The sequence below is a fragment of the Bradyrhizobium sp. Ses1 genome (assembly GCF_059512365.1).
Genome location: NZ_JCAMOQ010000011.1, coordinates 127,394 through 141,313 on the forward strand (window position 1 = coordinate 127,394; position 13,920 = coordinate 141,313).

The 13,920-nt window shown below is 64.7% G+C and carries 12 protein-coding genes and 2 pseudogenes; 6 read left to right on the forward strand and 8 right to left on the reverse strand.

Annotated elements, in window-relative coordinates; all coding sequences use genetic code 11:
- Positions 1-9: 9 nt before the first annotated feature.
- Complete coding sequence (locus tag AC5ZG5_RS15865; protein ID WP_456643377.1) at positions 10-1,485, reverse strand: NAD(P)/FAD-dependent oxidoreductase; 1,476 nt, start codon at positions 1,483-1,485, stop codon at positions 10-12.
- Positions 1,486-1,579: 94 nt separating this feature from the next.
- On the opposite strand from AC5ZG5_RS15865, the gene AC5ZG5_RS15870 reads away from it, so the two are divergent.
- Entirely contained in the window at positions 1,580-2,122 is a 543-nt protein-coding gene (locus AC5ZG5_RS15870) for a SixA phosphatase family protein (protein WP_208829151.1), read from the forward strand.
- A 57-nt stretch (positions 2,123-2,179) separates the two neighbouring features.
- A complete protein-coding gene (locus AC5ZG5_RS15875; RefSeq protein WP_028163586.1) occupies positions 2,180-2,605 on the forward strand; it encodes a universal stress protein in 426 nt (141 codons plus the stop codon).
- On the opposite strand, the gene AC5ZG5_RS15880 is transcribed toward AC5ZG5_RS15875, so the two are convergent.
- Positions 2,602-2,850 carry a DUF1127 domain-containing protein gene (locus AC5ZG5_RS15880; protein ID WP_456643378.1) on the reverse strand — a complete coding sequence of 83 codons (249 nt, stop codon included), beginning with the start codon at positions 2,848-2,850 and terminating at the stop codon, positions 2,602-2,604. The two genes, AC5ZG5_RS15875 and AC5ZG5_RS15880, sit on opposite strands and share 4 nt — an antisense overlap.
- Before the next feature lie 177 nt (positions 2,851-3,027).
- Here AC5ZG5_RS15880 and AC5ZG5_RS15885 point away from each other — a divergent pair, with 177 nt between their 5' ends.
- The gene (locus AC5ZG5_RS15885) at positions 3,028-4,371 is read left to right on the forward strand and encodes an aminotransferase-like domain-containing protein (protein WP_456643379.1); all 1,344 of its coding nucleotides are present in this window, start codon (positions 3,028-3,030) and stop codon (positions 4,369-4,371) included.
- Between the two features lie 6 nt (positions 4,372-4,377).
- Here AC5ZG5_RS15885 and AC5ZG5_RS15890 read toward each other — a convergent pair whose 3' ends face one another.
- The gene (locus tag AC5ZG5_RS15890; protein WP_456643380.1) at positions 4,378-4,983 is read right to left on the reverse strand and encodes a hypothetical protein; all 606 of its coding nucleotides are present in this window, start codon (positions 4,981-4,983) and stop codon (positions 4,378-4,380) included.
- Positions 4,984-5,055: 72 nt separating this feature from the next.
- Here AC5ZG5_RS15890 and AC5ZG5_RS15895 point away from each other — a divergent pair, with 72 nt between their 5' ends.
- Complete coding sequence (locus AC5ZG5_RS15895; RefSeq protein WP_028163590.1) at positions 5,056-5,490, forward strand: hypothetical protein; 435 nt, start codon at positions 5,056-5,058, stop codon at positions 5,488-5,490.
- Here AC5ZG5_RS15895 and AC5ZG5_RS15900 read toward each other — a convergent pair.
- The 5 genes and pseudogenes from AC5ZG5_RS15900 to AC5ZG5_RS15920 all read right to left on the reverse strand — a co-directional run bounded on the left by AC5ZG5_RS15900 (position 5,487) and on the right by AC5ZG5_RS15920 (position 10,242).
- A complete protein-coding gene (locus AC5ZG5_RS15900; protein ID WP_456643416.1) occupies positions 5,487-6,254 on the reverse strand; it encodes a putative bifunctional diguanylate cyclase/phosphodiesterase in 768 nt (255 codons plus the stop codon). The two genes, AC5ZG5_RS15895 and AC5ZG5_RS15900, sit on opposite strands and share 4 nt — an antisense overlap.
- A gap of 114 nt (positions 6,255-6,368) precedes the next feature.
- A pseudogene (locus tag AC5ZG5_RS15905) lies at positions 6,369-6,578 on the reverse strand (hypothetical protein); the annotation flags it as partial.
- Positions 6,577-7,890: pseudogene (locus tag AC5ZG5_RS15910) on the reverse strand (MHYT domain-containing protein); the annotation flags it as partial. The pseudogenes AC5ZG5_RS15905 and AC5ZG5_RS15910, both read right to left, overlap by 2 nt.
- Positions 7,891-8,037: 147 nt before the next feature.
- Positions 8,038-9,468 (reverse strand): MFS transporter, encoded by a 1,431-nt coding sequence (locus tag AC5ZG5_RS15915; RefSeq protein ID WP_456643381.1) that lies wholly within the window; start codon positions 9,466-9,468, stop codon positions 8,038-8,040.
- Positions 9,469-9,735: 267 nt separating this feature from the next.
- Positions 9,736-10,242 (reverse strand): YciE/YciF ferroxidase family protein, encoded by a 507-nt coding sequence (locus AC5ZG5_RS15920; RefSeq protein ID WP_028163593.1) that lies wholly within the window; start codon positions 10,240-10,242, stop codon positions 9,736-9,738.
- Between the two features lie 392 nt (positions 10,243-10,634).
- On the opposite strand from AC5ZG5_RS15920, the gene AC5ZG5_RS15925 reads away from it, so the two are divergent.
- Positions 10,635-11,720 (forward strand): lysylphosphatidylglycerol synthase transmembrane domain-containing protein, encoded by a 1,086-nt coding sequence (locus tag AC5ZG5_RS15925; protein WP_456643382.1) that lies wholly within the window; start codon positions 10,635-10,637, stop codon positions 11,718-11,720.
- A gap of 213 nt (positions 11,721-11,933) precedes the next feature.
- Positions 11,934-13,874, forward strand: coding sequence for an SGNH/GDSL hydrolase family protein (locus tag AC5ZG5_RS15930; RefSeq protein ID WP_456643417.1), 1,941 nt, complete (start codon positions 11,934-11,936; stop codon positions 13,872-13,874).
- Positions 13,875-13,920 lie beyond the last annotated feature (46 nt).

Genomic DNA, 13,920 nt, shown 5'->3' on the forward strand with positions numbered 1-13,920 from the left:
TTACACCGGTCAGTCCCTGATCTCCTCACTTTTCTGCGAGCTTGAGCCATACGGCTCCTGCGGCACAGACGGTTGCGGGTGCGCAGTCCGCTGGCCACCAGGCGCCGGGCGGCGGCGCGGCGGCCGCGGCAGGGTGCCGTACTGGCGATTGGCCTCGGCGAGCCGTGCGTTGCGGACGCGCTCCTTGGCGCGCACGCCCTCCCGATAGCGCGCCAGTGCGTTGGCGGCGGCGGAGGCGCCCCGCCCCCAAAGGCTGATCAGATGCGCGGCGATGCGGCCGGTCGTCCCGCCCGCCCAGACCAGTTCGAACGGCGAGAACAGCCGCCAGCGTTCGTCGCCCCACAGGATGCTGCGTGCGATCAACAGCCCGGCCATTGCCGAGGTGTTCATGCCCTGCCGGCCAAAGCCACTTGCGACCCAGAGGCCTTTGCGCAGCTCGCCGATCTGCGGCATGCCATGCACCGTCACGCCAACGGCGCCGCCGAAGACATCGTCGATTGCGACCTTGCCGAGTTGCGGAAAGATGGTCGCTATGCGGCGCTGGATGGCTGGCGCGAAACGCTGCGGCTTCGCATTCCATGTCGTCTCCGGGCTCGCCCACATCAGCCGGTCGCCATCGACGACGCGGAAATGATCGATGCCGTCGCTGTGGCTGACCGAGCCGTGAAAGGTGAGCGCCTCCGCGAGCCGCTCGCCAAGCGGCTCGGTAACCGCCGCATAGCGCCACACCGGCAGCAGTGTGTCCGACAAGCGCTGGAGCGGCGCGCCGAGATGCACGTTGCCGGCGAGCACGATATGGTTCGCGCGCAAGCGCGCCGAAGGCGTAACGATGCGCTTGCGGATGCCGGAGAAGTCGATGCTGACCACCGGCGTGTCCTCGAAAATGCGCGCCCCTGCCCGCTGCGCAAGCGCCGCCAAGCCATGCACATATTTGCGGCCGTCAACCTGGAACGCTTTGGGATAGTAGATGCCATGGAAATAGCGCTTCGTCCTGATGGTGCTGCGCACACGGTCGACCTGCCAGCCCTCGACCTCGGTCTCGAAATCCTCAGCCAGCGTCTGTAGCCGGCTGATCAGGGTCTCGCCGACATCGACGGTGGAAACCTGCAGCGCACCCTCGCTGAACGCGATGCCCGGGATCAGTTCCTCGGTCGCGGTCGCGCGAACGTAATCGGCACCGGCCTTCGACAGCGCCCAGAGTTCGCGGGCGTCTTCCAACCCGACGCGTTCGATCAGTTCGGACAGCGGAAGATTGAATCCCGGCATCACCGTGCCGAGCTGGTTACCGGAGGCGTTCCAGCCGACCTGTCGGCCTTCGAGCACCGCAACGCTGGCGCCAAGCCGCGCCGCTTCCCGCGCCACGGTCAGTCCGGCAAGCCCAGCCCCGACCACGCAGATATCGACGTCCAGCTCGACCGAAAGGCGCGAGGGGAACGGCATCGCAGCATCGCGATGGTCGGTCGCACTTGTGGAAGTCTCGCTCATGTCGTTTTCTTACGGACCGCAACACGGCTTGTCACCTTGTCGCGGGCATGAGCATGTAAGATTAATCCAGAACACGCCGAATTGAGATTGCGCCATGCGCCGTTTGATGCTGTTGCGTCACGCCAAGACCGAAACCGAATCGCCCACGGGCCAGGATCACGACCGGCGGCTCGACGAGCGCGGCCACCGTGATGCCGCGGAGATCGGCGCCTGGATCGGCCGGCATCCGCCATTTCCTGACCGCGTGCTGGTCTCGCCCGCCGTCCGGGCACATCAGACCTGGGAAGTCGCCTGGCAAGCGATGAAAGGGCTCGTATCGCCGCCAGACGTCGAGTTCCTACCGGAACTCTACGGCGCCGATCCGACCGACCTGCTGCACACGATTCGGATGGCTTCGGTCAGCGACCCCAAGCGGTTGATGCTGGTCGGCCACAATCCCGGCATGCATGAGCTTGCCCTCACCCTCATCGGCAGCGGCGACGCATCTGCGAAGAAAGCGCTCGATCACAACCTGCCAACCTCCGGTCTTGCGATCTTCGACTTCCCGACGCACGACTGGACCGACGTGGCGTTCCGTCGCGGCAAGCTCGTACAGTTTGTCAGCCCGAAACTATTGAAGCAGACTTCGGACGACTAGAGGCAGGCGCGGGAATCGCCGCTTGCCGTGTCAATGTTGAGCGGACAGGAGGCGTGGATGTTCAAGTCCATTCTGGTGCCGATCGATTTGGCCGACACCGATCTGGCGAAGCCCGCGATCGCGACAGCGGCAACGCTCGCGGAAAACTGGAGGGGTACGGTACGCCTGCTCAACGTGCTGCCGATGACACCGGTGATGCTGGCCGAATATGTGCCGGCCGATTTTGATACGCAACAGCGGCAGACCTCCGAGGAAGCGCTGGCGATCGTGGCCCGGGAAAGCGGCATCGAGCCATCGCGCATTTCCAGCGTGGTGCGACAGGGTGGCATCTATCACGAGATCCTAGAGGAAGCGGCGGCAATGCACGCCGACCTTATCGTGATGACCTCGCACCGCCCAGCGATGCGCACCTATTTTCTCGGCTCCAATGCCGGCCATGTGGTGCGCTACGCAAAATGCTCGGTGCTGGTGGTGCGGCACTAAAATGCTTTCGAGCCAAGCTTTCCCATCGCGGGATTGAGCGCGCCGCCAACGGCGGCCTCGATCTGGCAGCGTGAGATGCCGATGTCGCGCAGCGCGCGGTCATCCAGTCCGCGAAGTGTTTTGATGGCGGCGCCGCGCTCCAGATAGGCGAGCAGCGCGTGCGCGCCCGCTTCGATCCGGCGAAGCAGCCCGCCTGATGCGCCCGGCTGCGCAGGCCGGCCTGCGGCCGAGGATAGCGTCGACATCGTCTTCTCTCCGGCTTTCTCCCGCGCGGCAAACCGATGCCGTCGGCGCAAATGCTATCGCAGCGCCGTATTGACCTCGGATTGCTTGCGCATCCTCAGTACAATCGTAGGATTGATGCCCTCTAGATGATCCGGTAATTATCTCGGTTCAAGCGAAACATTGTCCTCGGTGCAATAATGTCGAAGTTCGAATATTTGCGGCTTGCCGACGCCATCGCCGCCGAGATCGCCGGCGGCGCGCTGAAACCTGGCGACCGCCTGCCGCCACAACGCAGTTTCGCCTATGAGCGCAAGATCGCGGTGTCGACCGCGAGCCGGGTCTACACCGAGCTGTTGCGGCGCGGTCTCGTCGTCGGCGAAGTCGGCCGCGGCACCTTCATTTCCGGCGACGCGCGAGGCAGCATCGCGCCGTCGCCCGAGGCGCATGGCGCGCGCATCGACATGGAATTCAACTATCCGCTGCTGCCGCAACAGGCGGCGATGATCGCGAAAAGCCTGCAAGGGCTGGAGCGGACAGAGGCGCTCGAGGCCGCATTGCGGCCGTCGACCAGCACGGGCACGCAAGCCGTGCGACAGGTCTCGGCGGCGTTCCTTGCCCGCAAGAACTGGTCTCCCGGCGCCGAGCAGATCGTCTTTACCGCCAACGGCAGGCAGTGCATCGCGGCCGCGCTCGCCGCGCTGGTGCCGCCAGGCGGGCGCTGCGGCGTCGAGGCGCTGACCTATCCCTTCATCAAGGGCATCGCGGCGCGGCTTGGCGTGACGCTGGTGCCGCTCGCGATGGACGAGCATGGCGTGCGGCCCGATGCGGTGCAGAAAGCGCACCGCGAGGCGCATCTTTCGGCGCTCTATCTGCAGCCGACCATTCAAAACCCGCTGGGCATCACGATGCCGGCCGCGCGGCGCACCGATCTGCTGCGCGTGGTCGAGAAGCTCGACCTCACCATCATCGAGGACACGGTCTACGGATTTCTCGACGATGAGCCGCCGCTCGCTGCGCTGTCTCCCGACCGCTGCATCGTGCTCGACAGCCTCTCGAAGAAAGTCGCACCCGGGCTTGCGCTCGGCTTCATCGTGTCTCCGCTACGGCTGCGCGAGATCATCATGGCATCCGTCCGCTCCGGCGGATGGACGGCGTCAGGCTATGCGTTTGCGGCCGGGCAGCGGCTGATGGGTGACGGCACCGTGTCCGAGCTCACGCGGCTGAAGCGGATCGACGCGGCGCGCCGCCAGCAGATGGCCGCAAAATTGCTCGCCGGGTTCGAAATCCAGGCCAATACCAAGGCCTATCATCTCTGGCTGACATTGCCGCCGCATTGGCGCTCGCAGACTTTCGTAGCCGCAGCCGCCCGTCGCGACATCGCGTTGACGCCGTCGACGACCTTCGCGGTCGCCCCGGGACATGCACCCAACGCGGTCCGCCTGGCGCTGGGCGCGCCGACGCTGGAGCAGCTCGAAACCGGACTCCGGGCGCTGTCGGGCATCTTGATTGCGAAGGAAGAAGATTTTGACGCGACCGAGTGAAGCGAGCTACGGCAGCAATTTATCCGGCAGATGATCCAAGCTGTAGCTGCGCGGCCGGTTGCGCGTAACGAAGCCGCCGATCTGCCAGGCGAACAGGACGGCGAAGCCGATCAGAAACAGCACGGCGACGAATTCGCCGGTGAACAACGCGCGCAGCAAAAGCCCGATCATCGCGACCGCCAGCACGGCCAACACCGCGAGCGCGGCCGCATAGGTCGCACGCCCGAGCCCGCCTGTCAGCACCGCCTTGCTGCCCGTCGTGTTCATCCGCCGGTGCAATTCCTCGATGAAGGCACGGTAGCCGTGGTCCTGCGGCGCCATCAGTGTTGCGGTCTGCCAGGTGGTCGAGAGGATGGCGAGACGTCCGCCATTGCCGTTCTCGATATCGGCGCGGAAACGGCGCGACTGCATCGACACCGGACGGTACGAGAGGCGGACCGCCGAGATATCGCGATAAGGCCAGACGCCGGAACGGCCGGCGATGCGCCACGACAATCCGGCATCGGTCAATTCGAATTGATGCGCCGATCCGATCAATGATGCCTTGTAGGCATAGCGCGTCGGCGTGTCCTCGCCTGGCTCGGCGCTATTGTTGGCTGATGATTTCGGCAAATTCCACAACCCGGAGCAATCGACTGACCGCGCCGCTTGCGCCGCGCGCCGGCTTCATCCTACAAGCAGACCATGGACGAGACGACCTCTTTTCCACGCCACCTGATTCTCGGCGGCGCCATGCTTTCCGGCGTGCTGCTGGCGCTCGCCGTGCACATGCTGGGCATGCGCTACGGCCTTGATCTTGGCGGGCTGTGGCGCTCCGACACGCACGAGACCATGCCGGCGGGCGCGGCGATCGCCTGGTGGCTGATCGCGACGGTGGCGTTCTGTGGCGGCTACTTCACCGCAAACCTGATGCACAGCGCCGTCGCCGGCGAGATCCCGCCGCGGATGCGGCAGTTCCTGATCGCCGTCGGCGTCCTCATTCTCGCCGGCGCCGGCCAGGTGGCGTCGGCACCGAGTTCAATCTCGACCATCTCGATCGTGGAGGCCGGCCTCGCCGCGCTATGCCTCGGCGGTGCGATGGCGTTTTGCGGCGCGCATTTTGCGCTGCGCAGGAGTTAAGCGCTCAGGCGCTGCGGCGACCTTTCCGCCAGGATTTTCATCACCTCGGCGACGGGACGCGGCGCGCTGAACAGATAGCCCTGCGCCTGCGTGCATCCCTCGCGACGCAGCAGTTCGAACTGCGCATCGGTCTCAACACCCTCCGCCGTGGTGACGATGCCGAGACTCTTGCCGAGCCCGGTCACGGCGCGGACGATCGCCATAGAATCTTCCCGCGTCGCGAGGTCGCTGACGAACGAGCGATCGATCTTGATCTTGTCAAACGGGAAGCTGCGAAGATAGCTCAGCGACGAATAGCCGGTGCCGAAATCGTCCAGCGAGATGCGGATGCCAAGCGCGCGCAGTTCGTGCAGCACCGCAAGCGTCGCCTCGCTGTTCTGCAGCAGCACCGTCTCCGTGATCTCGAGCTCGAGGCGATGCGCAGCAAGGCGGGTGTCCTCAAGCGCCGCCTTCACAGATGACACCAGGTTCGGGTTCTTGAACTGGATCGGCGACAGATTGACCGCGACCGCGACGTCCTGCGGCCAGGCAGCCGCATCCGCGCAGGCCTGGCGCAGCACGAATTCCCCGATCGGAACGATCAGTCCGGTTTCTTCCGCAAGCCCGATGAAATTGCCCGGCGGGATCACCCCGCGCAGCGAATGTTTCCAGCGCAGCAAGGCCTCGCAGGCGACGATCCGGTCGTGGGCGACGTCGCGGATCGGCTGATAGTGAACCTCGAATTCATCACGCTGCAGCGCCTTGCGCAGGTCGAGCTCGAGCATGCGCCGCGCTTGCGCGCGTGCATCCATCCCGGTCTCGAAGAAGCGATAGGTGGCGCGGCCGTCCGCTTTGGCACGGTAGAGCGCGAGATCGGCCTTCTTCAACAATTCGTCCGGATTCTTGCCGTCCTCGGGCGCCAGCGAGATGCCGATGCTGACGCCGATCACGAGCTGATGGCCGCCGATGTCGTAAGGAGCCGCGATTTTCTCGACGATGAGGCTCGCGAGCGCGGCCACCACCGACGTCGCAATCCCCGCAGAACTGCACGATCGCGAATTCGTCGCCGCCGAGCCTGGCCACGGTATCGTTCTCGGTGACGCATTCACCGAGCCGCTGCGCGACCGCCTTGAGCAGCGCGTCTCCGACGGGATGGCCGAGCGAATCGTTGATGATCTTGAAATGATCGAGATCGAGGCAGAGCACCGCGAGCTGGTCGCTGCGCCGGGCGAGCCGCAATCCCTTTTCGAGCTGTTCGCGGAACAGCATCCGGTTGGGCAGATTGGTCAGCGCATCATGGCGCGCCATATGCGAAATCCGCTCCTGCGCCTGCTGCCACTCGGTGATATCCTCAAAGGTCGCGACCCAGCCACCGCCTTTCATCGGCTGATCGACAACGCGGATCGAGCGGTCGCCCCTGGTCACCACCTTGGTCACGGTGTGGCCGGCGCCGGCTTCCGCCATCACATCGGCGACGAACTGATCGGGATCGCCGTCCCATTCGCCGTTCAGCTTCTGGTCCTGCAGGACGTCGCGCAGCAGGCGGCCCCGCAGCGGAATGCTGGACCGGCCCATCATCGCGCCGTAACGGTCGTTGGCCAGGAGGATGCGGCCATTTGCATCGAACATGCACAAGCCCTGCGACATGTTGCCGAGCGCGGTGTCGAGCAGAACCTTCTGCTGGCGCATTTCGCCCTTGGCACGACGGTCGAGCATGGCCGCAACCAGCGTGATCCCGAGAAACGCGAAGGTCACGATCGCCGTCAGGGAGGAAAGCGCGACCGGCGAAATCGACATCTGGTCAACGGCGACGCTGGGATCGGGAATGACGGTCATTGCGCCCATTCCAGTGAAGTGGAGCGAGACGACGGCCAGCGTCAGCAGTGCGGTCGCGCCGATGCCGTGGTTGCGATCATCGCTGCGCGTTGCAACCACGAGCGCCAGCGCCGCGAACAGGCTGCCGATCAGTACCGAACCGAGCACGATGCCAGGCGACCATACGAGGCGCGCCGGAAGTGCGACGGCCATCATGCCGACGTAGTGCAGGGCGGCAATGCCAAGGCCAACGATCGCGCCGCCAGTCGCTGCCGTCGAGACGCGGTTGTTCAGCAGGGCAATCGTCAAGCCCACCGTGGCGATCGACACTCCAAGGGCCAGTGACAGCAGGGTGAGCGGAATGTCGTATCCGACGCCCATGCCGGGCTGGTAGGCCAGCATCGCAATGAAATGCGTCGCCCAGATCCCGCAGCCGCCGGCCACCGCATCCAGCCCGATCCAGACCACCCGCGGAAGCCCTTGCGACGCTCGGGCCCTGTGAAACAGGCTGATCGCGACCGCGCCGGCGAGCCAGCAGGTCGTCAGGGCAAGGATGACGAACCGCCAATCGTGCTGCGTCGTCAGGCAAATCAGGACTTGGTACATTGCAGTTCCCCTATCGCGCCGTACCAGCCCTCCAGTTGGTGGATTTGGGGTAACCGCAGCGGAACTCGTTCCGCTGATGGTGAACGAAGTTTTGAGCCGGCGACAAAAATCGGCTCAATCCGCAACGGGCGCGCGTGATGATGCAGGTCACGTCGTCGCCCGATCCCGCCACATGGCGCCGAGCATGATCGCGGCAGCGGCCGCAAGCAGCAGGCCAGCCGAGATCAGCAGCGAGGTGTGCAGGCCGGCGATGAACGCTGCGGACCGGCCGACCAGCGAGCCGAACAGCGCGACGCCGAGCACGCTGCCGGTCTGCCGGGTCGCATTGAGCACGCCGGCTGCAATTCCCGAGCGCGACTTCTCGACGCTGCCGAGCAGCGTCGACGTCAGCGGCGGGACCAAAAGACCAAGTCCGCTGCTCATCGCGATCAATTGCGCACAGATCGCCCAATAGGCAGTGTCAGGCCCCAAGCCGAGCAAGGCCAAACATCCCGCTGCCGACAGCAGTGCACCGCAGCCGATGGTCGCGGGCGCGCCGATGCGCTCGCTGATGCGCGGCGCGATCAGATTGACGGGCAGCACCGCGCCCATCATCGGCACGAAGGCCAGCCCGGTCTGAAATGCCGACAAGCCGTTGATCTCCTGGAAATACAGGCTCAGCACGAAGATCAGCCCGTAAAGGGCAACGTTGACGAGAAGACCGACGAACGACGTCGCCGCGAACATTCGCTGTCTGAAGAGCGACAGCGGCAGCATCGGTTGCGACGCATGGGCTTCGCGCCAGACGAACAGCGCGCTCAGCACCGCGGACGCAGCAAAGCCTGTGAGCACGAACGGATCCTGCCAGCCGCGCGCGCCGCCCTCGATGAGGGCGCCGGCGAGCGCGCCAAGCGCCGTGATCGCCGCGATTTGACCAGGCAAATCGATCTCGCGCGAAAGCGAGCGCGTGGTCTCATCGGAATAGCGGAAGGTCAGCCAGAGGCCGGCAAGGCCGATCGGCAGGTTGACCAGGAAGATCGCGCGCCAGCCGATGAGCGCAATCAGGGCGCCGCCAAGGAACGGCCCGGCCGTCAGCGCCACGCTGGCGCCGGCCGCCCAGATCGCGACGGCGCGGCCGCGCGCCCTCTCATCCGGATAGGCATGGTTGAGCAGCGCCAGCGAATTCGGCACCAGGATCGCGGCCGCCAGTCCTTGGATGCAACGCGCCGCGATCAGCACCGGTGCGTTCGGCGCCAGCGCACAGGCAAGCGACGCCGCGGTGAACAGCGCAAAGCCTGTCATGAAGACCCGTTTGGCGCCGATGCGATCGCCGAGCGCACCGGCGGTCAGGATGAAGGCAGCAAAGGCGATGGTGTAGGCGCTCACCACCCATTGCAGCTCGGACACGCCACCGCCAAGCGCACCGCCGATCGCATGCAGCGCGGTGTTGACGATGGTGACGTCGAGCTGCACCACCCCGTAGCCAACGCTCATCGCGGCAAGCGTCAGCGAGGCGGCGAGCCTCGAAGGCACGGGTTTTTCGGCCGGACGGGACGGCACGTCCGCATATTGTCGGGTCTTGAGTGACAGGTCTTGCATGGATCACCTCAACGGAGAGCCAACACCAGACATATCCCGTCGTTTCGTGAATACATTTCGGTACCGATCGAAGGATCGCGGAGGGCAGCGACCGGTACAAAAAGCCGCACCGGAATTATTCAGGCGCGGCTTTTTGCCTCAATCTCCGAAATGCCTGGAGCATGATCCGGGCCATCCGGAACCGGATTTCGCCCGGCGAGCCAGACGTTAGCCCGAAAATCACACTCTGATGAGCTGCAGCCCAGTCAAACGTGGCCGGATCGTGATCTAGCTCGCCGCCCTGAGATTGACCTTGCCTTCGGCGATCGAGGTCAGCTTCTTGTCGGTGGTTTTTTCCTCATCCAGCGTCTTCTGCAGGATGGAAGCGCAGTCGTTGCGGCCGAGTTGCCGTGCCCAGGCGATCAGACTGCCGTAGCGGGCGATCTCATAATGCTCGGCGGCCTGTGCGGCGTTGATCAGCGCGGCGTCGAGCACGTTCTTGTCATCTACCTCGCCGGCCACGTCGTCGGCTTCCTCGATGATGCCGTCGATCGCCGGGCAATCGACCGCCTTCACTTGGGCGCCATGCATCTGGAATACCTGCTCCAGTCTCTGCACATGCGTTTTGGTTTCATCCAGGTGGGTCAGAAATCCCTGTTTGAGCTGCGGATCGGAGGCCTTTTTGGCCATCTTCGGCAGCGCTTTCACAAGTTGTTGCTCGGCGTAATAGATGTCCTGCAATTGGTGCACGAACAAGTCATTCATGCTCTTGATGTCTTTACTGAAGAGTCCCATTGCGCGTATCCCTTAGTTCTGGGAACATGGCGCCCGCCCACCTTGTCGTCCCCGCAAAACGCCATGTTCTGGTTGCTGATACCTGCGCTAACAGGCTGGATGGACAGACGTTCCGGCGAAACGGCAAGAACCGGGGACGGAACAGCGGAACGCTACGACGAAATTGAACCGACAGGACCGCCGGCGGCGACTCACATTTTCCAATACCCAGACATATGTACTGCGTATGACAGAAATCACGAACGAAGGCGGACGCGTGGCTTGTCAAGGGCTGCACAAATCTACCGTTTTGCCTTATGGGTGCTGGGGCACGGTGCGTTTGACCGTCACCCGTTATCCCATGTGACCATGTAACGGGCCTTCTTTAGAATGCCGCTCCGCCGGGAGGACGAATGCATCGGCTGGTGACCGCGCTTGGGCGTGGCTTCAAGGAAAAGATCGGCTGGAAACGGCTGGGGATCGCCGCGAGCGTCATCATCATCGTCTTGGCGGTGACCCATCTGGTCCGGACCTTGAAGGGCGTCGATACCGCCCTGGTCCTGACGGCGTTGACCGAGATCGCCCCGCACCGCATTGCGCTTGCCGCGCTGTGCGTGGTCGGTGCCTTCTGCACGTTAACCTTTTACGACTTCTTCGCGCTGCGAACCATTGGCAAGACCCACATCCCCTACCGCATCGCAGCGCTGTCCAGCTTCACCAGCTACACTATTGGTCACAATATCGGCGCCACCGTCTTCACCGGCGGCGCGATCCGCTTTCGCATCTATTCGGACTTCGGCCTGACCGCGATCGATGTCGCCAAGATCTGCTTCCTCTCCGGCCTGACCTTCTGGCTCGGCAATCTGTTCGTGCTCGGGATCGGCATGGTCTGGCACCCCGGAGCGGCGTCCTCGATGGACCTGTTGCCGGAAGCCATGAACCGGCTGATCGGAGTGGGCTGCCTTGCCGGCATCGGCGCCTATCTGGTCTGGCTCGTGACCGGCACCGGCCGCCGCGAGCTCGGCCAGAACGGCTGGAAGGTGGTATTACCGTCCGCGAAGCTGACGCTGGTGCAAATCCTGATCGGCGTCGTCGACCTCGGTTTCTGCGCGCTCGCGATGTATCTGTTGATGCCGACCGAGCCCTATATCGATTTCGTCTCGCTGGCCGTGGTGTTCATCCTGGCCACCCTGCTCGGCTTCGCGAGCCACGCGCCGGGATCGATCGGCGTGTTCGACGCCGCGATGCTGGTGGCGCTGCCGGACTTCTCCAAGGAGCAGTTGCTGGCCACGCTGGTCGTGTTCCGCATCCTGTACTTCCTGATCCCCTTCGGCATCTCGATCTCGATCATGGGGGTGCGCGAGCTGTGGCTTAACGTGGTGCAGCCGTGGCTCAGCCGGCGCAAGCTCAATGATCCGCCTTTCAGAGCGGAGACCGCCGAGGTTACCGTGCGGCAGTCGGTCGAGAGCCGGCCACGGATCAAGCACCTGAAACGGTAACAGCGACGTTATCTGGAGCATGATCCGGAAAAGTGGGAACCGGTTTTCCCTCGCGGCAAACGCGAAGCGTTTGCGCGGAGATCATGCTCAAACAAAGAGATGAGATCACAATCCGATCCCGTCCAATCGGATCATGATCTCGGCGCGTTATTCTTTCTGGCTAATTCGGCGCGGCTCTCTTATTTCTGCCCCACCGATGCCGTCAAACGCGCCATGGTCAAAATTCTGTTCCGTTCGATCGTTTCCGCCGCGCTGCTGGCGGTCGCGCTGCTGAGCCAATCGGCCGAAGCGCAGACCGCGGCCCAACAGCCGCTGCAGATCTCGTGGGAAGTCCGCAACCGCTTTCGCCTGTTCCGCGAGGAGCGCGACTTCCTGCTGCAGACCGAAGCCGGGCGCGGCCGCAGCGTGCTCGCCGCCGAGCAGGCGCTGGAATTGCAGAGCGACGGCCGCGGCTGGGCGCGCAACACCGTCAACCGGCTCTGCATCGACCTCGCCGGCCGCGTCAACGAGCCCTGCACCCGCGACAACGTCAAGGAAAGCTACCTGACGCCAACAGATCACCCGATCACGGTGCGATTGGTCGGGCCGATTCCGGTCGGCGCCACCTGCGCCTGGTCGTTCGACGATGGCGACGGGCCGCAGACCTCCGCCTTCGACTGCGCCGAACCGGTGAACCTGCGCGTCCGCTACGGCCGCACGACCATGGCGACCGTCGACGTCTCCGCGGGTTCGGATCCGGCCCAGCGCGTCTCCACCGAGATCGCCGTGCGCGACATCTTCATCGCAGGGCTCGGCGACAGCATCGCCTCCGGCGAGGGCAATCCGGACCGTCCGATTGCGCTGGCGGAAGAAGGCTTCTGCTTCCGCTCCTATCTCGGCACCGCGGGCGAGCAATATTACCGGCCGAGCCGCGCCGGCTACAAAGGCGGACGCGCCTGCGAAGCACCGGACTTCCTCTCGGTATGGCAGAAGCACAGCGCGCTGTGGTTCAACGCGGCCTGCCACCGCTCGCTCTACAGCTACCAGACCCGCACCGCGCTCGCGCTCGCGGTGAACTACCCGCACATCGCCGTGACCTACCTGCCGCTCGCCTGCACGGGCGCAACCATCAATGACGGGCTGTTCGGCTCACAGCAGGCCCGCGAGTGCCTGCCGAGCAAATCGGGCAACACCTGCTCGGGCACCGTCAACGGCCAGCTCGGCGAATTGCGCGATGCGCTCGCGGCAGCCAAGCGCCGCCAGCCGGATCGACAGCTCGACCTGCTCCTGCTCTCGATCGGTGCCAACGATATCTACTTCTCCGGCCTCGTCGCCAATGTGATCGTCGATGCCGGGACAGAGCGCGCGCTGTTCCGGCGCGGTGGCGTCATGGCGTCTGTCGACGATTCCCGCGATGCCCTGCGACGCACATTGCCGCAATCCTTTGCCAAGCTGCGCGAGGCGCTAAGGCCGCTCGTCGGCGGCGATCTTTCGCGCGTGATCTATACGGCCTATGCCAATCCGGGGCTGTCGGAGGGCGGTGTCCCCTGCCCCGGCGGCCGCGCCGGCTTCGACATCCATCCCTCCTTCAATGCCGCGCCGCAGCGGCTTGGTCCGGTGGTCGGCTATGTGCAGGACGAATTCCTTCCGGCCTTGAAGGCGCTGGCGCTGTGCCAGTCAGGCGTCCTCTGTCGTAATCCGCGTGCCGACCGCATGACCTTTGTCGACGCCCATCAGGACGCGTTCGCGATGCATGGCTTCTGCGCGCGCGGCGCCACCGATCCGGAGTTCGACCGGCAATGCTTTGCGGCCAATGGCGAGAGCTTCGATCCTGACATCGTCACCGCCGCCAGCCAGCCGATGCTATGCGGCCGCAGCGCCTCGGAATATCGCGCCTACCTGCCGCGTGCCCGCTGGATTCGCGACGCCAATGACAGCTACTTCACCGCGATGACCTATCCGCAGGCGCTGCCATCCTCGATGCAGCCTTCGGACATCCATGATGCGACCTGGGGCCTGCTGTCGGCCGTCTACGGCGGCGCGGTGCATCCGACCGCCGAAGGCCACGCCGCGATGGCGGACGCCGCCCTCCCCGCGGCGGCCGGAGTGCTGCGACTCGACGTCGGCGTGGGCGAGGTGATCTCCGAACCGGTGCAGCCGATCGGCAGCCGCTAAAGCGCTTTCGAGCGAGGTGGGAATGTCGGCTCTAATTCAATCAGAA

Coding starts and splice junctions, on each gene's coding strand:
- AC5ZG5_RS15865 (WP_456643377.1), bottom strand. CDS start 1,485: ATGAGCGAGACTTCCACAAGTGCGACCGACCATCGCGATGCTGCGATG.
- AC5ZG5_RS15870 (WP_208829151.1), top strand. CDS start 1,580: ATGCGCCGTTTGATGCTGTTGCGTCACGCCAAGACCGAAACCGAATCG.
- AC5ZG5_RS15875 (WP_028163586.1), top strand. CDS start 2,180: ATGTTCAAGTCCATTCTGGTGCCGATCGATTTGGCCGACACCGATCTG.
- AC5ZG5_RS15880 (WP_456643378.1), bottom strand. CDS start 2,850: ATGTCGACGCTATCCTCGGCCGCAGGCCGGCCTGCGCAGCCGGGCGCA.
- AC5ZG5_RS15885 (WP_456643379.1), top strand. CDS start 3,028: ATGTCGAAGTTCGAATATTTGCGGCTTGCCGACGCCATCGCCGCCGAG.
- AC5ZG5_RS15895 (WP_028163590.1), top strand. CDS start 5,056: ATGGACGAGACGACCTCTTTTCCACGCCACCTGATTCTCGGCGGCGCC.
- AC5ZG5_RS15900 (WP_456643416.1), bottom strand. CDS start 6,254: ATGCTCGAGCTCGACCTGCGCAAGGCGCTGCAGCGTGATGAATTCGAG.
- AC5ZG5_RS15915 (WP_456643381.1), bottom strand. CDS start 9,468: ATGCAAGACCTGTCACTCAAGACCCGACAATATGCGGACGTGCCGTCC.
- AC5ZG5_RS15920 (WP_028163593.1), bottom strand. CDS start 10,242: ATGGGACTCTTCAGTAAAGACATCAAGAGCATGAATGACTTGTTCGTG.
- AC5ZG5_RS15925 (WP_456643382.1), top strand. CDS start 10,635: ATGCATCGGCTGGTGACCGCGCTTGGGCGTGGCTTCAAGGAAAAGATC.
- AC5ZG5_RS15930 (WP_456643417.1), top strand. CDS start 11,934: ATGGTCAAAATTCTGTTCCGTTCGATCGTTTCCGCCGCGCTGCTGGCG.